Annotated in this window: 23 protein-coding genes; 11 read left to right on the top strand and 12 right to left on the bottom strand. The window is 66.7% G+C overall.

The annotated features are described in order from the left end of the window. Positions 1 to 38: 38 nt before the first annotated feature. Positions 39 to 605 carry a TetR/AcrR family transcriptional regulator gene (locus MAAFP003_RS14620; RefSeq protein WP_096291162.1) on the top strand — a complete coding sequence of 189 codons (567 nt, stop codon included), beginning with the start codon at positions 39 to 41 and terminating at the stop codon, positions 603 to 605. Positions 606 to 624: 19 nt separating this feature from the next. Continuing rightward, entirely contained in the window at positions 625 to 1,932 is a 1,308-nt protein-coding gene (locus MAAFP003_RS14615; protein WP_096288007.1) for a hydroxyacid-oxoacid transhydrogenase, read from the top strand. Positions 1,933 to 1,938: 6 nt separating this feature from the next. Here MAAFP003_RS14615 and MAAFP003_RS14610 read toward each other — a convergent pair whose 3' ends face one another. Beyond that, positions 1,939 to 2,841 (bottom strand): NAD-dependent epimerase/dehydratase family protein, encoded by a 903-nt coding sequence (locus MAAFP003_RS14610; RefSeq protein ID WP_096288005.1) that lies wholly within the window; start codon positions 2,839 to 2,841, stop codon positions 1,939 to 1,941. Between the two features lie 59 nt (positions 2,842 to 2,900). Here MAAFP003_RS14610 and MAAFP003_RS14605 point away from each other — a divergent pair, with 59 nt between their 5' ends. Both MAAFP003_RS14605 and MAAFP003_RS14600 read left to right on the top strand, forming a co-directional pair. After that, positions 2,901 to 3,722 carry an alpha/beta fold hydrolase gene (locus MAAFP003_RS14605; protein WP_096288002.1) on the top strand — a complete coding sequence of 274 codons (822 nt, stop codon included), beginning with the start codon at positions 2,901 to 2,903 and terminating at the stop codon, positions 3,720 to 3,722. A gap of 118 nt (positions 3,723 to 3,840) precedes the next feature. Continuing rightward, positions 3,841 to 4,629, top strand: a complete 789-nt coding sequence (locus MAAFP003_RS14600; RefSeq protein ID WP_096288000.1) for a PE domain-containing protein — start codon at positions 3,841 to 3,843, stop codon at positions 4,627 to 4,629. 11 nt (positions 4,630 to 4,640) lie between these two features. On the opposite strand, the gene MAAFP003_RS14595 is transcribed toward MAAFP003_RS14600, so the two are convergent. Both MAAFP003_RS14595 and MAAFP003_RS14590 read right to left on the bottom strand, forming a co-directional pair. Beyond that, on the bottom strand, positions 4,641 to 5,825 hold the full coding sequence (locus MAAFP003_RS14595) for an acyl-CoA dehydrogenase family protein (RefSeq protein ID WP_096287998.1): 1,185 nt from the start codon (positions 5,823 to 5,825) through the stop codon (positions 4,641 to 4,643). 101 nt (positions 5,826 to 5,926) lie between these two features. Beyond that, positions 5,927 to 6,373 (bottom strand): winged helix-turn-helix transcriptional regulator, encoded by a 447-nt coding sequence (locus MAAFP003_RS14590; RefSeq protein ID WP_096287996.1) that lies wholly within the window; start codon positions 6,371 to 6,373, stop codon positions 5,927 to 5,929. 88 nt (positions 6,374 to 6,461) lie between these two features. Here MAAFP003_RS14590 and MAAFP003_RS14585 point away from each other — a divergent pair, with 88 nt between their 5' ends. The 3 genes from MAAFP003_RS14585 to MAAFP003_RS14575 all read left to right on the top strand — a co-directional run bounded on the left by MAAFP003_RS14585 (position 6,462) and on the right by MAAFP003_RS14575 (position 8,686). Continuing rightward, on the top strand, positions 6,462 to 7,337 hold the full coding sequence (locus MAAFP003_RS14585) for an alpha/beta fold hydrolase (protein WP_096287994.1): 876 nt from the start codon (positions 6,462 to 6,464) through the stop codon (positions 7,335 to 7,337). A 21-nt stretch (positions 7,338 to 7,358) separates the two neighbouring features. Then, positions 7,359 to 7,739, top strand: coding sequence for an NYN domain-containing protein (locus MAAFP003_RS14580; RefSeq protein WP_096287992.1), 381 nt, complete (start codon positions 7,359 to 7,361; stop codon positions 7,737 to 7,739). Between the two features lie 77 nt (positions 7,740 to 7,816). Further along, entirely contained in the window at positions 7,817 to 8,686 is an 870-nt protein-coding gene (locus MAAFP003_RS14575; protein ID WP_243394138.1) for an NAD(P)H-dependent flavin oxidoreductase, read from the top strand. Here MAAFP003_RS14575 and MAAFP003_RS14570 read toward each other — a convergent pair. Next, positions 8,683 to 8,994: a DUF4333 domain-containing protein gene (locus MAAFP003_RS14570; RefSeq protein WP_243394041.1), complete on the bottom strand. Its 312-nt coding sequence runs from the start codon at positions 8,992 to 8,994 to the stop codon at positions 8,683 to 8,685. The genes MAAFP003_RS14575 and MAAFP003_RS14570 overlap by 4 nt on opposite strands. Before the next feature lie 170 nt (positions 8,995 to 9,164). Then, complete coding sequence (gene tpx, locus MAAFP003_RS14565) at positions 9,165 to 9,662, bottom strand: thiol peroxidase (RefSeq protein ID WP_096287988.1); 498 nt, start codon at positions 9,660 to 9,662, stop codon at positions 9,165 to 9,167. A 109-nt stretch (positions 9,663 to 9,771) separates the two neighbouring features. Here tpx and MAAFP003_RS14560 point away from each other — a divergent pair, with 109 nt between their 5' ends. Both MAAFP003_RS14560 and MAAFP003_RS14555 read left to right on the top strand, forming a co-directional pair. Further along, positions 9,772 to 10,722 carry a GlxA family transcriptional regulator gene (locus MAAFP003_RS14560; RefSeq protein WP_096287986.1) on the top strand — a complete coding sequence of 317 codons (951 nt, stop codon included), beginning with the start codon at positions 9,772 to 9,774 and terminating at the stop codon, positions 10,720 to 10,722. An 18-nt stretch (positions 10,723 to 10,740) separates the two neighbouring features. After that, on the top strand, positions 10,741 to 11,496 hold the full coding sequence (locus MAAFP003_RS14555; RefSeq protein ID WP_096287985.1) for a DJ-1/PfpI family protein: 756 nt from the start codon (positions 10,741 to 10,743) through the stop codon (positions 11,494 to 11,496). On the opposite strand, the gene MAAFP003_RS14550 is transcribed toward MAAFP003_RS14555, so the two are convergent. Beyond that, the gene (locus MAAFP003_RS14550; RefSeq protein WP_096287983.1) at positions 11,493 to 11,972 is read right to left on the bottom strand and encodes a nuclear transport factor 2 family protein; all 480 of its coding nucleotides are present in this window, start codon (positions 11,970 to 11,972) and stop codon (positions 11,493 to 11,495) included. The genes MAAFP003_RS14555 and MAAFP003_RS14550 overlap by 4 nt on opposite strands. 58 nt (positions 11,973 to 12,030) lie before the next feature. Here MAAFP003_RS14550 and MAAFP003_RS14545 point away from each other — a divergent pair, with 58 nt between their 5' ends. After that, positions 12,031 to 12,798, top strand: coding sequence for an SDR family oxidoreductase (locus tag MAAFP003_RS14545; RefSeq protein WP_096287981.1), 768 nt, complete (start codon positions 12,031 to 12,033; stop codon positions 12,796 to 12,798). Between the two features lie 7 nt (positions 12,799 to 12,805). Here MAAFP003_RS14545 and MAAFP003_RS14540 read toward each other — a convergent pair whose 3' ends face one another. The 6 genes from MAAFP003_RS14540 to MAAFP003_RS14515 all read right to left on the bottom strand — a co-directional run bounded on the left by MAAFP003_RS14540 (position 12,806) and on the right by MAAFP003_RS14515 (position 19,794). Next, positions 12,806 to 13,483 carry a YqjF family protein gene (locus MAAFP003_RS14540; RefSeq protein ID WP_423790917.1) on the bottom strand — a complete coding sequence of 226 codons (678 nt, stop codon included), beginning with the start codon at positions 13,481 to 13,483 and terminating at the stop codon, positions 12,806 to 12,808. A 108-nt stretch (positions 13,484 to 13,591) separates the two neighbouring features. Beyond that, the gene (locus tag MAAFP003_RS14535) at positions 13,592 to 13,954 is read right to left on the bottom strand and encodes a SpoIIAA family protein (RefSeq protein WP_096291160.1); all 363 of its coding nucleotides are present in this window, start codon (positions 13,952 to 13,954) and stop codon (positions 13,592 to 13,594) included. 117 nt (positions 13,955 to 14,071) lie between these two features. Further along, complete coding sequence (locus tag MAAFP003_RS14530; protein ID WP_096287977.1) at positions 14,072 to 14,728, bottom strand: hypothetical protein; 657 nt, start codon at positions 14,726 to 14,728, stop codon at positions 14,072 to 14,074. 66 nt (positions 14,729 to 14,794) lie between these two features. Beyond that, positions 14,795 to 15,532, bottom strand: a complete 738-nt coding sequence (locus MAAFP003_RS14525) for a GAP family protein (protein WP_243394040.1) — start codon at positions 15,530 to 15,532, stop codon at positions 14,795 to 14,797. Beyond that, positions 15,510 to 17,837, bottom strand: a complete 2,328-nt coding sequence (locus MAAFP003_RS14520) for an arylsulfatase (RefSeq protein WP_096287975.1) — start codon at positions 17,835 to 17,837, stop codon at positions 15,510 to 15,512. Before MAAFP003_RS14520 ends, MAAFP003_RS14525 begins: the two co-directional genes overlap by 23 nt. A gap of 133 nt (positions 17,838 to 17,970) precedes the next feature. Then, on the bottom strand, positions 17,971 to 19,794 hold the full coding sequence (locus tag MAAFP003_RS14515; RefSeq protein WP_096287973.1) for a fatty acyl-AMP ligase: 1,824 nt from the start codon (positions 19,792 to 19,794) through the stop codon (positions 17,971 to 17,973). A gap of 95 nt (positions 19,795 to 19,889) precedes the next feature. Here MAAFP003_RS14515 and MAAFP003_RS14510 point away from each other — a divergent pair, with 95 nt between their 5' ends. Further along, entirely contained in the window at positions 19,890 to 20,267 is a 378-nt protein-coding gene (locus MAAFP003_RS14510) for a hypothetical protein (RefSeq protein WP_096287971.1), read from the top strand. Positions 20,268 to 20,308 lie beyond the last annotated feature (41 nt).

Genomic DNA, 20,308 nt, shown 5'->3' with positions numbered 1-20,308 from the left:
ATAACAAACGAACCGGTTCGTCTGCGTATGATGTTTTCGTGCGCACCAGGACCGAACTCCGCGACGAGATCCTCGCCGCAGCCCGCGCCGAGTTCGCGCAGTACGGGTTGGCCGGTGCGCGCGTCGACCGCATCGCCCGCGCGGCCAGCGCGAGCAAGGAGCGCCTTTACGCGCATTTCGGCGACAAGGAAACCCTCTTCCGGGACGTGGTTGCCACCGACGGTGCCGAGTTCTTCCGGGCCGTCGAGTTACGCCCGGATGCGGTGCCCGAGTTCGTCGGCGGGGTTTTCGATCTCGCCCAGCGCCGGCCCGAACACATCCGGATGATCACCTGGGCACAAATGGAAGGTTTCACGCTCGACAATCCTGAGGTGGACGGCGTACATCCGCCCGAGAAGGCCATCGCCGCCCTGCGGCAAGCGCAGGCCGACGGACACGTCGACCCGGTGTGGGAACCCGAACAGCTCATCGTCCTGTTGTTCGCTATTGGCTTGAGCTGGGCGCACTTTCCGGATCCCGCAGCCGCTACGACGGATCCGGACGTCATCGCCGGGCGCCGCGCCGCCGCCGTCGAAGCGGCCGCCCGCGTCGTCGAACCCAGATAGCGAGTAGATTTCCCTCCCGATGGGATGCTGCGATTTTCCCGCTGTAGCCGACGGCTGCGATTCGGCCTTCACCGTCGACTCTTCCCGCATCACGTTCGGACGCGGCTGTCTCGCGGAGTTGGGCGAGCGGGCCGGGGCGCTGGGCATGCGGCGGGTGGCGCTCTTCTCCGATGCGAGCGTGGCCGGCCTGCCCATCTTCGCCACGGCGCGCGACTCGCTGGTCGCGGCCGGCGTGGACGTGATCACCTACACCGACGTACACGTGGAACCGACGGACGCATCCTTCGCCGAGGCGACCGGTTTCGCCCAGGAGGCCAGGCCCGACGGTTATGTCTCGCTCGGTGGTGGTTCGGTCATCGACACGTGCAAAGCCGCCAACCTCTACGCCACCTACCCCGCGGACTTCCTGGCTTACGTCAACGCCCCGATAGGCGAAGCAACGCCGGTACCCGGACCGCTCAAGCCGCACATCGCCTGCCCCACCACCGCCGGCACCGGCAGCGAGGTCACCGGCATCGCGATCTTCGATCTGCTGTCGCTCACGGTCAAGACCGGAATCGCCTCCCCCGCGTTGCGGCCCACCGAGGCGCTCGTCGACCCCGATTGCACGGCCAGCCTGCCCGCCGGAGTCGTCGCCGCGGCGGGCCTCGACGTGCTGTCGCACGCCTTGGAGTCCTACACCGCGCGTCCCTACGTGCACCGGCCCGCCCCCCCGCGGCCCAGCCTGCGGCCGATGAGTCAGGGCGCCAATCCTTGGAGCGACCTGGGCTGCAGCGAGGCGTTACGAGTGCTGGGCGCCAATTTGGAGCCGGCGGTTCGAGACGCCTCGGACAGCGCGGCGCGTGAGCAGATGATGTGGGCCGCGACGCTGGCAGGGATCGCCTTCGGCAACGCGGGCGTGCACGCGCCGCACGGCATGGCCTACGCGGTTGCCGGGCTGGTGCGTGACTTTCACCCCGCGGGCTACCCGGACGACGAGCCGCTGGTGCCGCACGGCATGTCCGTGATCGTCAACGCGCCCGCGGTATTTCGGTTCACCGCACCGGCCAGCCCGCGACGGCACATCGAGGCGGCCCGGCTGCTGGGCGCCGACACCCGAGACGCCGGAGCCGACGACGCGGGTGAGGTGCTCGCGACCGAACTCATCCGCATCATGCGCGCGGTCGGCATGCCCAACGGGCTTGGTGGGGTGGGCTACACGCCCGCCGACATCACCGCCCTCACTGAAGGCGCCTTCCCGCAGCAGCGCCTGCTGCAGAACGCGCCGCGCGAGATGAGCAAGCCGGTTCTGGCCGATTTATTCGGCTCCGCGATGCGCTACTGGTAGCCGCTCTTACGCGCTGACGAGCTCCGGATGGAACTTGATTGCCATGCGCCGCATGCCGTCACGCCAGTCGACCGTCGCGGCGCCGACGAGCTCGCGCATCCGGCCGGCGTCGGTGGGGTTGCCGCGCAGCGCCTGCTCGCTCTCCTCGAACACCGGCTCCTTGCCGACCAGTGACCCGAGGTAGGCGCACCACTCCTGCAGGCTGACGTTCTGTTCACCGCACCAGTTGAGGGTGGTGGCCGGCACCGATGCCACCTCGAATAGCTTCGGGATGGTGGCGATGATGTCGTCCTCGTGGATCGGGGTGTAACGGGCCGGATCGCCGGCCGGGACCGGAATCGGGATGCCGGCCAGCATCATCTCCATGTGATAGAACGGCCACCCGCCGTTGTCGCCATAGGGGACGTTGAGGCGGGCGATCGTGGTGGGGACATTCAGGGCGCGCGCCATCGTCCGGGCGACGACCTCGCCCGCGATTTTCGAGATGGAATAGGTGGGGAATAACGGCTTGTGGTTGTCACCCAACGCGGCGTCCTCGGTCCGGACTTCGTCGTCCGGTGGGTCGTACACAGCCCCAGATGAGCAGTGCACGAAAGCTTTTGCGCTACTGCAATGCGCCATCAGAAGCCCGACGGATTCGGCGTTGGCGGCCAGATCCGTGTCCCAGTGGCCACTCTTGGCCACCGCGAGATTCAGGACGTAGTCGAAGTCATCTGGCAGACCGGCGAAGTCGCCGGCGGCCAGATTGACCGTCTGGCACCGCACGCCCGCCTTCTCGAGATCCTCGCGGACCGCGGGATTGGTGAACCGGGCGATGCCCCATACTTCGTTGTCGGCTGCCAGCGCCTTGGCGACGGGGGTGGCAACTTGTCCGGTCGGACCGGTGATCAGGATCTTTGAGCCGCGCATGCGCTGATGGTAAGCGACGCTCGCCGGGCCGCGACCATCGGCGTAACGTCGCGCTCGTCATGGCAGATTCGGTGCGGTTCGTCGACGCGAATGGGCTCAGATTCGCCTGTCTCGAGGAGGGCTCAGGCCCCCTCGTGCTGATGCTGCACGGTTTCCCCGACACCGCACATTCGTGGGACCAGCTGCGCCCGGCGATCGCGGCGAAGGGCTATCGCGCGGTGAGTCCGTTCATGCGTGGCTATGACCCCAGCGGGATCCCGGACCGCGACCCCGATCAAGAGACCCTGGCCCGCGATCCGCTGGCATTGATCGAAGCGCTCGGGGCGCGCGACGCCGTCGTGATCGGCCACGATTGGGGAGCCTGCGCTGCCTACGGCGCGGCCGCGCTCGGCCCGGATCGCGTGAAAAAGCTTTTCGTGATCGGTATTCCACATCCGGGCGCGCTCAAACCGACGCTTCGGAAAGTCTGGGGCGTCCGCCATTTCGTGGCCTACAAGCTGCCGGGGGCACCGAACCGCTTCGCGCGCAACGACTTCGCGGCGCTACCCGCCATTTACCGGCGATGGTCTCCGACCTGGAGCCCGGATCCGAGCGAATTCGAGGCCGTGCGCGCCGGCTTCGCGAATCCGGCGAGTCTCAATGCCGCGTTCGGTTACTACCGAAAGCTCTCCCCCATTCCGAGCCCGTCGCTGAAGGCGCGGATCAAGGTGCCGACGGTTGTCTTTGCCGGACTGGATGATCCGGTCGCCGAGCCCTCGGATTATCGGGGTGCCGCCCGGATGTTCGAGGCCGACTACGTCGTCGAGGAGGTTCCCGGCGGGCATTTCATGCACCGAGAACATCCCGAGGAATTCACCGAGCGGTTGTTGACACACCTTTGACCGGATCGCCCTTCGTTGTGTCGGCGAGAATTTGTGCCTTTGGCGGCCGTTCGCCTCGGTAGAATCAATGCAATCCGCCACGGTGCCGGGCGCACACACACCTAGGAGCACGACGCACATGACATCCATGTCGCACGATCCGGCGGTTGCCATCATCGGCGGGCAGTTGACGGCGATGGGCGCCAGCGCCTTGGCTTCCGGAGCCGCCACGGCACCGATGGTGACCGCACTGGTGCCCGCGGGCGCCGAGGAAGTCTCGATGCAGGCCGCGATGGCGTTTGCCGCCGAGGCCAGCAAGACGTTGGCCGCTCACGCCGCCGCCCACCAAGAGATTTCACGGACCGGCGCGGCGCTGGTGAACATCACCCGGATGTATGCCCAGACCGACGCGACCGCCGCAGGTGCCCTACAGACCAACGCGGCGCGCACCACCGCCGTCGAATTCCAAAGCGCCGGCGCGCCCATGTCGAGGTCGTTGGCCAGTCCGGCTCCGGCCACCCGGCTGCTGCGCGCCGAAACTGTGCCCGGCGCGGCCGGGACGCCGGCCCGCACACCGGCATTGGCGAACCTGGTCGAAGGCGCGGCGGTCGCGCCGACCCCCGCGGCCGGCGCGGCCTCGATGCCTACCACGATGAGTGCGGCATCAACACTGCTCAGCGCCGGCAGCGCGCCGCTGAGCACCCTCAGTTCGCTCGGCTCGTCGCTGGGGTCGGTCGGCCAGGGCGGCCTGGGCGGCGCTACCGCCGGCGGTGCATCGACCGGCGGAGCGGCCGCGAGTGCGGCCGGGGCGAGTGGCGCCGCCGCGGGTGGGACCGGGCCGGCACTGGCGTCGTCGTTGACGAACGATGACGGCACCCCGGAGTCCAAAGACGCCGACGGCAAGCAGACGGGTGAGCAGCTGCTCTGAGGCGCCGCCCCTCAGAGCCCCGGCTGATCCTCGATGATGCCCAGCCAGATCTGGGCGGCGTCGATGGCCACCTTCTCGCTGATAAAGGCGTGTTGAGTGCCGGTATAGATGTCGCGGAACGCGCGCTCGAGGCGAGTGCCCTCGCGGATCGAGCTGGTCCCCGCGACGAGGTGGGCCCATTCGGCACACGCTCGGGCCGTATCGGTGGCGTAGACGGCGGCCACCCGCATATCGGCGCGCAACGCCGGGGTGAGGTCGTCGCCCGCGGCCACCGCGGCCTCGGCGGCGGTGAAGGCGTCGAGCACCAGAAGGCGCGCCGCGCGCCAGGCAGCGCGATGGTGCGCCAGGCCCTTCTGGAAGGTGGGGCGGCTGGCCAGAGACGCCGTGTCGCTCATCCGGAATTTGGTGGCGGCAAGTTCCTGCACGTCGTCGAGCATGCTCTTGGCCACGCCCAGCGCCCACGATGCGTGGCCGGCGGCGGTGACCGGCATCAGGCCCATCCGGGTGGCCGGCGACGTCCCGCGGTGCGGCCGCCGGGCGAAGAGCTCGAAGGTGCGGCCGGCCGGCACGAACACGTCGGTAACGCTGTAGTCGTAGGACCCTGTTCCCTTGAGCCCCTGGACATGCCACCCGTCGTTGAAGCTGACCTGGTTTCGTGGCAGCACGGCGACGTGCATCTCGGGCAGGCCTTCGCTGATCCAACGCATCTCGCCGTTGTCCAGCGGCATAAATCCGGCCGCCACGTACTCGGAATGGCCGATGCCGGAACCGAAGCTCCACGAGCCGCTGAGCTGATAGCCGCCGTCGACGACGATCCCCTGCCCGTTGGGAAAGAACTGGCCGCCCATCGTCACGCGGTTGTCGTGGGCGGTGAACACCTCGGCGAAGCCCTCGTCGGGCAGATAGGCCGCCGCGGCGAACGACGACGGCAGGTTGGCGATGCCAATCCACCCGAATGAGCCGTCCTGCCAAGCCATTTCGATCCAGGTATCGATCATCTCGGTAAACGACGGCTCGAGGCCCCCGGCCACCTCGGGGTTAAACGACGACATCAGCCCGCTGGCCCACATCTGGTCCACGATCGGAGTCGAAAGAGTGCGGATTCGCTCGGACTCGGCGGCTTGCTCGGCCACCAGGTCGCGCATGCCGCGAGCCAGCGAAACCACGCGGTCGCTCGTATCGGCTAACGACGTCATCGGCGCTCTCCTGTCGATCCCGGGAACTGATACCGGTGACCGTACCAATTACTCAAAGTGTCTAGCCATCGAAATCGCGTGTTAATGGCGCCGTTAGCGTTTCAGCTAAGCCCGGGGCCCGGGACGGGGTCGACATCGCGCGCGGTCAGGGGGTTGCCGCACACGTCGCAGGCGAGGCTGACGTGCGCCTCGCCCGGGCAGTCGCGATGGCGGAAGTGCACGGGCGGGCCGTCCGGGGCCATGTACCGATCGCCCCAGTCGCGCAGCGCCATCAACACCGGATAGACATCGTGGCCTTTCGGGGTGAGCCGGTACTCCTCGTAATTGCCGTCGCCGGACTTCGTCTTGGCCAAGATCTCGTGCTCGACGAGACGGTCGAGCCGGTCCTGCAGCCTGCTCCGCGAAATACCCAGAGCCGCCTGGAAAGCGTTGAAGCGACGGACCCCGTTGAAGGCTGTCTTGAGGACCAGCAATGTCCACCGATCTCCCAAAACCACCAGCGGCCTGGTGATCGAGCAGGGGAAATCGGCGAGTTCCTCGTAGCGCATGGCACTGATGTTACCCGCGGTGGTTTCAAAAAGAGACCACTCCTGCTAGCGTTTGGTCTCGAATTGAGACTGATCCTCGGGAGGGCGTGTGACCACCGCACTGGAAGATTGGCGGCACGGCGGGCAGACGGTGGTGATGACGCTGCGCGGTGCGCCGCGAAGGGTTTTCGTCCGTCGGGTCGGCCAGGGCACGCCGTTGGTTCTGCTGCATGGGTTTCCCGCGTCGTCGTTCGAATGGTCGGCCATCGAGCCGGCGTTGGCACGACACCACGAGGTGATCAGTTTCGACTTTCTCGGCTACGGCGCGAGCGACAAGCCGCTCGGGCACCGCTACAGCGTGTTCGAACAGGCCGACCTGGCCGAGGCGGTCATCGCCGCATACGCCCCGTCCGCGCCGACGGTGGTCGCCTACGACTACGGCGCGATCGTGGCAACCGAGCTGCTCGCCCGCCGGGACGAAGGGGGCGCCGACATCAAGCGCTGCATCCTTCTCAACGCCGGCCTGTTCGCCGATCGATACCGGCCACGAATCGCGCAGCGCGCCAGCTTGATTCCCGTGGTGGGCGCACTGCTGGCACGTTTGTTCACCGAGTCGCTGTTTGTTCGCACCTGGGGTGAGGTGTTCTCCCCCGCACATCCGCTTGACCGCGAGCGCGCCGTGCTGCACTATCGCGCGTTCCGGGAAAACGATCCCGGACGCGATATTCAGCGAAAGCTGTTGCGTTACATACCAGAACGTGCCGCCAATAAGGTTCGCTTCGAAAGCGCACTCACCCGCACCACCATTCCACTGTCGTTCCTTTGGGGCATGTGTGATCCGGTGTCCGGCGCCGCGATCGCCGAGGAGCTTCGCAGCCGCATGCCGGCGGCCGATCTGATCGAGTACGACGACGCCGGACACTGCCCTCACATCGAGATCCCCGAGACAGTCGCCGCCGACATCCTGGTGCGGAGCACAGATTAGCGACCGCCCTACTGTGGGCTGGTGCGCTGGATCGTCGACGGTATGAACGTCATCGGCGCTCGCCCCGACGGTTGGTGGCGGGATCGTGACGGTGCGATGGCCGCTTTGGTAGACAGATTGGACAGCTGGGCCCGCGCACGAGGAGACACGGTGACGGTGGTGTTTGAGCGGCCGCCTTCGACGGCCATCACATCGACGGCGATCGAGATCGCGCATGCGCCTAAAGCGGCCGCGAACTCGGCCGACGACGAGATCGTCCGACTGGTTCACGCCGACTCCAGACCGGACGAGATCCGGGTCGTCACGTCCGATCGGGCGCTGACCGACCGGGTGCGAAGCCTCGGCGCGTCCGTCTTCGGCGCGCAACGCTTCCGCGAGCTCGTCGATCCGCGGGACCGATGACCGCCGGCCGGGCCGAGCCCGCGACCAACCGAGTCTGCGAACTCGCACGAATCGACATCCCGATCATCCAGGCGCCGATGACCTACATCGCCGGCGCCCAGCTCGCCGCCGCGGTATCCAACGCGGGCGGGCTGGGAATCATCGAGACCACCTCCGATCAGGGGCGGGCCGACATTGCGCGGGTGCACACCCTCACCCGCGGCTCGGTGGGCGCAAACATCGCACTGCTGTTCAACCGTGACCTGACGGTTGTCGACCTGCTCGTCGCCAACGGCATTCGGTTCGTCACCACCTCGGCCGGGAGTCCCAAGCTGTTCACCGAGCGGCTGCACGACGCGGGCATCACCGTGTTCCACGTGGTGGGCACGCTGGAAGCGGCCAAGAAAGCCGTCGACGCCGGCGTGGACGGCCTCGTTGTCGAGGGAGTCGAGGGCGGCGGGTTCAAGAACCGGTTCGGGGCGTCGACGATGGTGCTGCTGCCCTTGGTGGCCGCGCACGTCGATGTCCCGATCGTGGCCGCCGGCGGAATCTGCGACGCCCGATCGATGGCCGCGGCGTTCGTGCTCGGCGCCGAAGCCGTCCAGATGGGCACGCGGTTGCTGGCCTCGGCGGATTCGCCGGTACACGGCAATCTCAAACAAGCCGTCGTGGCGGCCGACGAGACCGGCACCGTGCTGCTGCCGCTCGACGGCAAACGAATGATGCGTGTGATCCGCACTCCGGCCGCCGAAAAGCTGGATGCCTCAGCTTCTTTGGAAGAAGGCGGCGCGGCGTTGCAACGCGTGCAGCGACTGTATTTCGAGGGCGACATGGACGCCAGTGTCGCCAACACCGGTCAGGTCGCCGGCCGGATCGACGACCTGCCACCGGCCGCTGAGATCATCACGCAAATGTGGACCGGATGCCGCGAGGTGCTGACCGCCACCGCCGATCGGCTGCGGCCCTAGCTCGGGTGGGTGTTGACAGCGAAGTCGACCTGCTCGCCGTTGACCTTGGTGATCTTCATGTCGGCGGTGTACTCCTTGCCCTCCGGGCCGGTGAAGTGACAGTCGAACTGGACGCCGACTTTGGCCTCTACACCGTCCGGGCAGTGCACGTCGGCGGGATGAAAGCCGGTCTGCTTGGAGACGACGTCGACCACCGATTGCGCTGCGCCATCGGGTTTGACGGTCGACTTGCTGCTACACCCGGCCAGCGGCACCGCAATCGCGCTGACGAGCACGGCCGCGGACGCGGCTTGGACGAAACGCATCATTGCGCGGTTACTCCCCTGGGTGCCGAGTTTGTGTGCCGAGCCCGCGGCTAACGCGACGGGAATCGACAGGCTAACACGCATCGGTGTCGACACCACTGCTCAGAAGCGGCGAAAGTTCGTCACCGCAACGAATATCCGCAGTACCGGGCAACCCGGAATGCGACCCGAGGCTAGGCGCCCAGCGCTGCCAGCGCGGCGTCGTAGTCCGGCTCCTCGGCGATCTCCGGCACCAGCTGCGCGTAGGCGACATTGCCGTCAGCGCCGATCACCACGACGGCCCGGCCCAACAGGCCGGCCATCGGACCGTCGGCGATCGTGATGCCGTAGTCCTCGCCGAAGCTGTCGCGGAATGCCGAGGCCGTGGTGACGTTCTCGATGCCCTCTGCGCCGCAGAACCGCTTCTGCGCGAACGGCAGGTCCTTGGACACGTTCACCACGGTCGCACCGCCGCCCGCGGCACGCTCGTTGAACTTCCGCACGCTGGTCGCGCACACCGGGGTGTCCACCGACGGAAAGATGTTCAGCAGCACGGACTTACCGCTGAACTGGTCGCTGCTCACGGCGCTCAGGTCGGCGCCGGTCAAGTTGAAGGCCGGGGCTTTGGATCCGACGGCGGGAAGCTCGCCGACAGTGTTGATCGCGTTTCCTCGCAGGGTTATCTGTGCCATGGTCACAGTCTGCCAAGGCCGCTCGGGCGGGGTTGGGTCAGGTCCGATGTCCTAATTCGTGGGGTACTAGGCCTAGACGACATACCTCGGTTCGGCCAACACTGAAGCCATGGTTCGCAAGGTCGTTATCGTCGGCTTTCCGGGTGTGCAGGCACTCGACGTCGTCGGACCCTACGACGTGTTCACCGGCGCGGCGCTGCTGACCGACGGCGGATACGACGTCGTCTTGGCCTCGGTGCGCGGCCGGCCGATCACCACCGGAACCGGCCTCGCGTTCGTCGGTGCCCCGCTGCCCGACCCGGACGACCAGATCGACACGGTCGTGCTGCCCGGCGGCGGTGGCGTCGATGCCGCTCGGCAAGACGCGGACCTGGTGGCCTGGATCAGAGCCGCCGCGGGCAGCGCCCGCCGCGTCGTCACCGTCTGCACAGGCGCCTTCCTCGCCGCCGAGGCCGGGCTGCTGGACGGCTGCCGCGCCACCACCCACTGGGCCTTCGCCGACCGGCTGGCCAGTGAGTTCCCCGCCGTCGTGGTCGACCCCGACCCGATCTTCGTCCGGAGCTCCGAGGTGGTGTGGACGGCCGCGGGTGTAGCCGCGGGTATCGACCTCGCGCTGTCCCTGGTCGAGGATGACCACGGAACCGAGACCGCGCAGACCGTTGCCCGCTGGATGGTGCTGTATCTGCGCCGCCCCGGCGGGCAGACCCAATTCGCGGCGCCGGTATGGGTGCCGCGGGCCAAACGCGTCTGCATCCGCGAGGTGCAGGAGGCCATCGAGGCGCAGCCGGGAGCCGCGCACAGCATCGGCGATCTGGCTCGCCGGGCGACGATGAGCCCGCGGCACTTCACCCGGGTGTTCACCGATGAGGTCGGCGAGGCGCCGGGCCACTACGTCGAACGGGTCCGCACCGAAGCCGCGCGCCGACAGTTGGAAGAAACCGACGACACCGTCGTGGCGATTGCGGCCCGGTGCGGCTTCGGCACCGCAGAAACCATGCGGCGCAACTTTATTCGTCGTATCGGTGTTTCGCCGGACCAGTACCGCAAGACATTCGCGTAATCAGAAAGGACCGCATCGATGACTCAGATCGCCTTCGTGGCTTACCCCGGATTCACCGCGCTGGACATGATCGGCCCGTATGAGGTGCTGCGCAATCTGCCGGGCGCCCAGGTGCGCTTCGTCTGGCACGAATCCGGGCCGATCACCGCGGACTCCGGCGTACTGGTCATCGGTGCCACGCATTCGCTGGCCGAAACGCCCTGGCCCGACGTCATTGTCGTGCCCGGTGGTCCGTCGACTCCGGTGCACGCCCGCGACGAAGTGCTGCTGGACTGGCTGCGCGCGGCACATCAAACCGCGAGCTGGACGGCGTCGGTGTGCTCGGGCTCGGTGATCCTGGCCGCGGCCGGCCTGCTCGAGGGCCGGCGAGCGACATCGCATTGGCTGGCGATCCCGATGCTGAAGGGATTCGGCGCGATCCCGGTCGGCGACGAGCGGGTGGTGCGCCAGGACAACGTCATCACCAGTGCCGGCGTGTCCGCGGGACTCGACCTCGCGTTCTGGCTGGCCGGCGAGATCGGGGGCGAGGGCCGCGCCAGGGCGATCCAGCTCGCGATCGAATACGACCCGCAGCCACCGTTCGACTCCGGTCACCTGTCGAAGGCGTCGCCAACCACGAAAGCCGCTGCCACCGCGCTGCTTTCGAAGGACAGCGCCAAGCCGGCCAACCTCAAGGCGACGACGATGATCGCCTGGGATCAGGCGCTGTCGGCGGTCCGGTCACGCCGGCGCAAGCGACAGCGCGACCTCGCCGCGATTTCCCCGAAGGCCTAGTGCGCGTTGGGTTGCAAGAACTCGGTTGACGCGAACTGCCCGCCCGCTTCCATCCAGGCCGCGACGACACCCGGCGCATCGCGGTTGGGGTTGTAGATGTCTTCCTCGCTGGAGAACAGGCCGTTGCCGGCGTAGACCAGTCGCGTCCAGTTCGGGAACCAGAACGGTTCCCCGTCCGGGTCGGTCGGGTGGTCGAGCAGATTCTTGATCATAATGACGACGGCGTCATTGTCCTCGTCGTAAGCGATCCAGTCGCTGGGAAAGCGCATGTGCGGGAACGGCGCCATCACGGCGACAATCCATTCCCTGACCGCCTCGCGGCCGTGAAAGACGCCGTAGTGGTGTTCGATGTAGACAACGTCCTCAGTGAACAAATCCGCAAAAGGCGCCCAGTCGCCGGACGCGCTGCACCCTTCCGCCACGGTTGTGTAGTGCTCGACGGCTTGCTCGATTTCGGCCCTGCTGAAGTTGCCCATAGCGGACACACTAGAACGGGTTCTGGTTTTACGTGGCTCGTCTGAATAGGGATATCGAATGAGCGTGTTGGAGTTGTTTGATTTGCGCGGCAGGACGGCTCTGGTGACCGGGGCGTCCACCGGTATCGGCAAAAAGGTGGCCGAGGCCTACCTGCAGGCCGGTGCGCAAGTCGCCATTGCGGCACGGCATACCGACGTCTTGGAGACGGTCGCCGGCGAGCTCGCTGCGGCCGGCGACACGGTCGTGCCGATCACCTGTGACGTGACCCGGCCCGATCAGGTGAACCGAATGGTCGACCAGGTGGTCGCGGAGTTGGGCGGCATCGACATCGCCGTCTGCAATGCCGGGATCATCAATCTGAAAGCGATGCTGGACATGTCGCCGGAGGAGTTCCAGGCCATCCAGGATACGAATGTGAACGGTGTATTCCTCACCGCGCAGGCGGCGGCGCGCGCGATGGTCAGCCAGGGCCGTGGCGGCGCCATCATCAACACCGCCTCGATGTCGGGCCACATCATCAACATCCCGCAGCAAGCGGGCCACTACTGCACCTCCAAGGCCGCGGTCATCCACCTGACCAAAGCGATGGCCGTCGAGCTCGCGCCGCACAACATCCGGGTGAACAGCGTCAGCCCGGGCTACATCCTCACCGAGCTCGTCGAACCGATGGCGGAGTATCACCGGCTGTGGGAGCCCAAGATTCCGCTCGGCCGCATCGGCCGGCCGGAGGAACTAGTCGGCCTCTACGTCTACCTGGCCAGCGACGCGTCCAGCTACATGACCGGTTCGGACGTCGTGATCGATGGCGGCTACACGATCCCCTGAGACCTCGTCACCGAACGACGCAGGGACGGCCGAAGCGGGTTCGTACACCTGATGAGTACAGGCCGCGCAATCGGTCGCCGGCGCGCGGCACCGCACTGGCGTCGACCAGTTCGTCGCTGCACTCCAGGATTTGCGCCGCGCGCAGCGGCCACGGTCCGTGCTCGTTGGGCACCCACCAGGTCCGGCCGGCGCGGCGGGTGTGTGCGCCCCAACGGGCGGTGAGCCAGACCTCCAGCGGCGTGGGCTCCACCTCGTCACCGACGGCGACGGTCAGTCGGCTGCGCAGGCCGCGGCGCGGCCACCGCCGCACGCTGTCATAGGTGAGGTGGTTGCCGGCGCGGGTCAACCGCATCCTGGCCCAGGTGTAAGGGACGCCGAGGCCGATCCGGGTGACGGGAACGACGGCCAGTCGAGCGGTTTCCAGCGACCGGAACAGGACGCCGTGGCGACCGGCGTCGTCGATCGAATAGAGCCGGACGTTGGTCTCGGCGAAGCTGCCAAAGTACGGAAGCGGCAGGGCGACACCGACTTTGGTACTCGTCATCATGAACGGGACCAACGCCACATAGGTCAACCCGTCGGCGAATACGTCGGGACGCGTCCCCGGTGGATACAGGCGTGCGACGCTGTCGGGTTTGACCGGCCAGTGCACGAACGTCAGATCGCTCCACTGCTGGTCGAACATGACCGGGCCGGGCAGCGGCGGTGGGTTGACCGGGTAACCGGCCAGCGCGTCGTCGGGCTGCCCGGGTGCGGTCACTTCATCATCGTGACACGCCCGCGGGTCAACGCATCAGGATCCGATCCATTGGCGCGCTTCGTCCGGCTGTCCCGCGGGAAAATGCCGGATCTCGGCTGACACAAAATGCGAGGCCAGACGCTCGGCGACATCCCCCAGGTGCGAATCGGTCACCACCGCAACTTTTTTGACGTGCCGATGATGATCCCGAACGAAGCGGAAGTGGGTGACCATCGACCCAAAACTGTCCCAACCCGGGAACGACGCCGCGTTGACAATCAGGCCGGCCAGGTCGCCATGGGCCTCGATCAGGGGGTCAACGGCTTGCGCCAGGTCGACGAAATCTTGCTTGTCGAGCGCGGCCTTCGGTCGCACCTCCAAGATGGAATTCTCTTTGTCCAGATCGTATTCGATCATGCCCGGCTCCTCGATGATCGTGATGTTGGTCGCCGACGATGGCGATGCCGTCATGATGCCGACCACCGACAGTTGCCGATAAGGGCCCAAAGGCATCACGCTGCCCCTAGAAAGGCCCTATCTCTCAATCTCACCGGAGATTCCGCGCTCGATGCTGGCCTGTGTGGTGGCGGGCAACACGATCAGCCCGTCGAGTTCTTTGCGGGCCGACTCGTAGGCGCTTTGCCGCTCCTGCGGCGCGGCGGCAGCGTCTGAGGCCATCCGCAGCAGGCGCTGGGCGCGTGTGATGCGTTGTTGTTCGTCGCGGGAGAAGTCGTTGCGGCGTCTGCGTATTGCCTCGGCCTCGGCGACGTTGAACGCGGTCACGTAATCCTCGACGGCGACTTGATAGCGCGCGGCGGATTCGCGGTCATCGAGCAGATCCTCGGCCTTGACGGGCCGCAACAGGTCCGCACGCAGCTTGGCCTTGTGAAAAGCGACGGTCAGCGGATCGCGCAGATCCGTCATCAGCGGGAAGTCGAGCAGCTTGGCGACGTCGAGTTCGTACTCCAGCCATCGGGTGTCGGTGCGGTGGTGCTCGTCGAGGATGCGTCGCAGCGATCGCCACTGCGCGGCTTGACTGTTGGCGGTGGGTTCGGGCGGCGGCGCCGTCGGCTCAAGCGCTTCGGGGGCTCGCCGCTTGTTCGCGCCGAAGGCGCGTACCGCGCCCACGGCCAGGCCTACCAGCGGCAGCAGCAGAATGAGGAACTCCGCCAGCCGGATGATCAGACCCATACGGCCAGGATGCCACCACCGGACCGGCGCGGCGGGGACTCCGGCGTCGGTTCTCGGCGTGGCCAGCTACAGAATCCCGAAGCCGTGCAGGGCTTTGATCCCGAACCAGACTCCGAACACCAACCCGACCACGATCATGATGGGCCGGTCGTTGTGTTGAAGCCAGGCCAGCGTCCGGTCCAACACGGGGCGTGACCGTCCCGGGAAGATCGCCGCCAGGCCGACGATGAGCAGGTTGCCGATCGCGGCAAGCGCGACGAACAGGATGTACGAAACGACGTGAGCCGCCCGGCTCAATTCGGCATTGCCGATGACGCTGATCGCGGCCAGGGTGAAGACCCACGCTTTTATCGAGACTGTCACGATCGCTGCCCCGATGAGGAACGCTTGTGTGGGCGATGCCGATGTCAGCATGGTCATCCATTTCGGTGAAGGCGCGTCGGGATCGTCGGCACCAAAGATCGCTCGCGCCATAGTGACCAGGAAAAGCACCGCCACCACCAAAAGGACGGTCGAGACAATCCAGTGGTGGGCGTGATTCGATCCCGCGTCGCGCTTCCCCCAATGCAGGATCGTGCCGAAGATCAGCCCTTGCAGCAGCCGGGTACTGACATGCCCTCCTACCCAGGCTCCGGCAGCCCGGGCGCGGGAAGGGGTGCCCAGCAGCATGATTGTGATGATGAGTTCGATCGGCTCGAAAGCGCTTCCGGCAATCAGCGGAAGAAGACTGCTCCACATGTCGGTCACCGGCGCAGGATAACGAGCGGTCTTAGCGGTACGGCTACTGTGCGCCCAGCGCGGCACGCATTTCCGCCTCCGCGATCGCCTCGGCCAGGTCGGCGGGGTGCGGGCGCACGGTTACGTCGACCCGGTGGATACCGCCGGTGAACTGGAAGCCGTGCCCGTACGGCGCGACCGGTGAGCCGGTGTCGGTGCCCACATCCAGCGTCTCGCCACTCATCGAGAAACGAAACGGCACGGTTTGCTCGACCCGGCCGCCGGCCACCGTGGTCTCGTTGACGAGCAGCGACACCGATGCTCCTCTGCCGAACCCGCCGCCGTCGTAGTCGAAGGAAAGTCCCAGCGTGACTGGACCTTCCGGCAACGGAGCCTGCGCGGCGACCGTCGTCAGCGCATGACCCAGATAGTTGTAGGCGAACTGCGGAATGCCGTCCCGCAGGTACAGCGTCCACCCGCCCATCGCCCCGCCGAGACTGATCACCACCCCGCGCGCGCCGCCCGGCGGGATCTGCAACTGCGCGCGCAGTTCGAACGACGTGCTGGTGTAGCTCAGCGTCGCTGTTTCGGGAATACGCACCTGACCGGCGTAGTACGTGACGGACGTACGATCCGCGAGCAGGCTGGGCCGGTTGGCGGGCAGCGCGCGGGTCAGTGTCGCGTCGTTCAGCGGGTAGACGTCGTATTTGCGCGCTTCGGAGTCGAACACGGCTTTGAGTTCGCTGAGCTTCTCCGGGTATTGCGCGGCCAGGTCGACACCTTGGCTGAAGTCTTCGGTGAGGTCGTAGAGCTCCCAGCGTTCGCCGTCACCAAACTCTCGCTGGCGCTGGGTACGGATCCAAGGAAGCCGCCCATGGAAGCACGACGCGATCCAACCGTGGTGGTACACAGCACGATTGCCGAAGATCTCGAAATACTGCGTAGTGCGCCGGCTTGCCGCGGCGGCGTCGTCGAACGAGTACCGCATGCTGACACCCTCTATCGGCTTCTGCTCGACGCCGTTGACGCGCGTGGGCATGTCGATGCCGGCGGCGTCCAGGATGGTGGGGACGATGTCGATCACGTGATGGAACTGGCTGCGCTGCTCCCCCGCCGCGCTGATCCCTCGTGGCCAGGAGATGGCGAGCCCGTTGCGGGTCCCGCCGAAGTGTGATGCCACTTGCTTCATCCACTGAAACGGCGCGTCGAGCGCCCAGGCCCAGCCGACGTTGTAGTGGTTTTCGCAACGGGGCGTGCCGAAGTCGGCCAGGTGCTGCAGCAGCCATTCGGGGTCTTCGGGCAGGCCGTTCTGGAATGCCGGCGAGCTCCACGCGCCGTGCAACGTCCCCTCCGCCGACGCGCCATTGTCGCCGCACACGTAGATGAATAACGTGTTCTCCCACTGGCCTAACTCGTCGATAGCGTCGACCAGCCGGCCGACTTGGGCATCGGTGTGCGCCAGGAAGCCGGCATAGACCTCCATCAGGCGCCGGGCCACCGGCTTGTACCGGTCGTCATAGTCCGCCCAGGCCGGTATCTGCTCGGGCCGCGGTGTCAGTTTCGCGGTCGCCGGAACGATGCCCATCTCGACCTGGCGGGCAAAAATGCTTTCCCGCAGCGCATCCCAGCCGTCGTCGAATTGGCCCGCGAATCTTTGCGACCATTCCGGCCATACCTGGTGAGGGCTGTGCGTGGCACCAGGCGCGAAGTAGACGAAGAACGGCTTAGACGGGGCGGAGCTGCTCTGTAGCCGGATCCAGTCGATCGCCTTCGCCGCAAGGTCCTCGGTCAGGTGGTAATCGGCACGGCCGAGGTAGGGCTCGACGGGCGTGGTCTGGTCGTAGAGGGCCGGCTCATATTGAGACGTATCACCGCCGAGAAAGCCGTAGAAGCGTTCAAATCCGAGTCCGGTGGGCCAGCGGTCGAACGGACCGGCTGGGCCGGTCTCCCATGTCGGCGTGAAATGCGCCTTACCGAACAGTGCGGTGCCGTAGCCGTTCATCCGCAGAATTTGCGCGATTGTGGCCGTGCTCAGCGGGATTACGCTGTCGTAGCCGGGAAACCCGTAGGCGATCTCGCAGATGGTGCCCATGTGCGCGCTGTGATGGTTTCGACCGGTCAACAGCGCTGCGCGGGTCGGTGAGCATAGGGCGGTGGTGTGAAATTGGTTGTACCGCAACCCGGTATTGGCGACACGATCAAGCGATGGCGTCGGAATCGGGCCGCCGAATGTGGATGCGGCGCCAAATCCGACGTCGTCGAGCAGCACCACGACGACGTTCGGAGCGCCGGGCGGTGGATAGGCGATCGATGGCCGGACGGCGGTGGATTCCGCTATCGATGGATTGACGATTCCGGCGAATTCGTCTTCCACCCGCGGTAGGTCGACCATCGTGCCTCCCTGACTCGCGCCTCGCCGGCGATCATCGAAGTGAGTGAGTTATCGGTCGGGCGAATTGACCGTAATGGGATGCGGGGGCGACCACAATTCCGATGGCAGAATTCACCGGAATTCGGCCCAGTCGTTAACGCCAGGCCCCACCGAGGTATTGAGCGCGGCAGGCCAGGCGTGCCAGCTTCCCACTGGTTGTGCGGGGAATGGCACCGGCCGGCAACAAGCGCACGTCGGAAACGGTCAGGCCATGGCGGTGCGATACCGCGGCCTTGATCGCCTCGATCGCCGGCTGCGGATCGTCGCGGCTGGTGCCCGCCGCGCGCTCGGCGATGATCACCACGCCACCGTCGTCCGGCAGCGCGAAAGCCGTCACGTAGCCGCGTCGCACCATCGGCGACGCCTCGGCGGTGGTGGCCTCGATGTCCTGCGGGTAGTGATTGCGGCCGCCGACGACAACCAGGTCCGCGATGCGGCCGGCGACGTAGAGCTCGCCGTCCAAATACACGGCCAAGTCGCCGGTCCGCAGCCACGAGCGCTCGGCCGCCGACCCTTCGGCGCGGCTGCCCTCGGCCAGCCGCGACCGCAGGTGCGCGTGGAAAGTCCGCTCGGTTTCTTCGGGGCGCCGCCAATAGCCCCGGCCGATATTGTCGCCCTGCAACCAGACTTCGCCGACCATGCCGTCGGGCAATTCGTCGGCGGTGTCGGGGTCGACGATCACCGCCCGCAGGCTACGAGCGGGCCGACCGCACGAAACGTGCGCCACCGCACCCGGCGCGTCCGCGCCGACCTGCACCGCGCGACCCGCGCCCAGCTGTTCACGGTCGAGGTAGACCACCTTCGCCTCGGCGCTCGGCTCGATCGTGGAGATCAACAGAGTCGCCTCCGCGATGCCATACGACGGCTTGAATGCGGTGCGCGGCAACCCGTACGGCGCGAACGTCTTGTTGAACGTCGCGATCGCCTCGATGCTGACCGGTTCGGAGCCGATGATCAACACGACATTGCTCAGATCGATGTCGTCGCCGGCCGCCGGCAGGCCGCGCTGTGCCGTCCACTCGTAGGCGAAGTTGGGTGCGGCGGTGACCACGTTGCCCTCCCTCGACCCCGCGGACAACGCCTGGATCCACCGCTGCGGCCGGCGCACGAACGCGGTCGGCGACATCAGCGTGGAATGCCCGCCGTACACCGCGGGAAAGCCGATCATCGACAGCCCCATGTCGTGGTACAGCGGCAGCCAGCTCACCCCGTGGGTGTTCCGGTTCAGCAGATCGATCGACAGAATCATTTGGGTCAGATTGGTGCCCACGGCCCGGTGGGTGATCTCGACGCCGACCGGCGGCCGGGTCGAACCCGAGGTGTACTGCAAGTGGGAAACCCGGTCGATGTCCAGCTCGACGGGCACGAACGACTCCCGCGCCGAGTCGGGGATCTGATCGATGACGACGACCTGCGGCTGGCGCAGCTGGGCGCATTCGGCCAGGAAGTCTTCGACTGCGTTTTTCGCCGCGGAGGTCGTCAACACCGCGGTCGGCTCGGAATCGCGCAGTGCCGTCTCCAGGCGCTCGGCGTGGCCCGGCAGCTCGGGCGCGAACAACGGCACCGTGATGGTGCCCGCCTTGACCGCGGCGTAGAAGCCGGCGACGTAGTCGAGGCCCTGCGGCGCCAGAATCGCCACCCGGTCGCCGTCGCCCGCGAACTGCTGGATGCTTCCGGCGATGGCCTCCAATCGGACACCCAGTTGGGCCCAGGTCACTTCGAGGGTGTGGCCTTGCGCGCGGGCATGGTCCAGGTAGCGGTACGCGATGGAATCGCCGACATTTCGGACGTTGCGCTCGATCAGAGAAATCAACGTGGTTCCCGGCGGCAACGAGATCTCGCCGTTGGCGTCCAGGCAATCCTCTATTCGTAGCAGGCCTTTTGGAGCCACGGAGTCCTGTCGGGAACCGTCATCCATACCCGCAGTCTAGGTGGGCCGCGATACCGCGCTTCGGATCCGGCCGTCGGCTAGAGTCCGAGTCGACACCGCCGCGGGGGCCTTGAGGAGCAACCGTGGACTCTCCCGATCAGCACCCCGAAACGCGCGACGACGCACTGGCCCGAGTGCTGGCTTATCGCGCTCGGTGGCGGGCCAAGGCGATGCCGGTTCGGGTGAGCCTTGCCGTGCTGGGCGGCGTGCTGCTCGTCGCGTCCATTCCGCTGATCGTGTTACTCCCCGAAGTCGGGATCCCCGGGCTGCTGGTCGCGTTCCGCTTGCTCGCGGTCGAAGCGCTGTGGGCCGCGCGTGCCTATGCGTGGACGGATTGGCGCTTTTCCCAACTGCAGCACTGGTTCCATCGCCAGTCCCGCGGTGTCCGCGCCGTCATCGTCGTGAGCTTGATTCTGCTGGCGGTGGCAATCGTCGTTGTCTTTGTCTACGAGTTCATTTAAGGCCACGCGGCGGCAACCAATCTAGAGTTACCTAAGCGTTT

The organism is Mycobacterium ahvazicum, from assembly GCF_900176255.2.
Taxonomy (GTDB): Bacteria; Actinomycetota; Actinomycetes; order Mycobacteriales; family Mycobacteriaceae; genus Mycobacterium; species Mycobacterium ahvazicum.
This window is presented reverse-complemented; position numbering and strand designations above follow the sequence as displayed.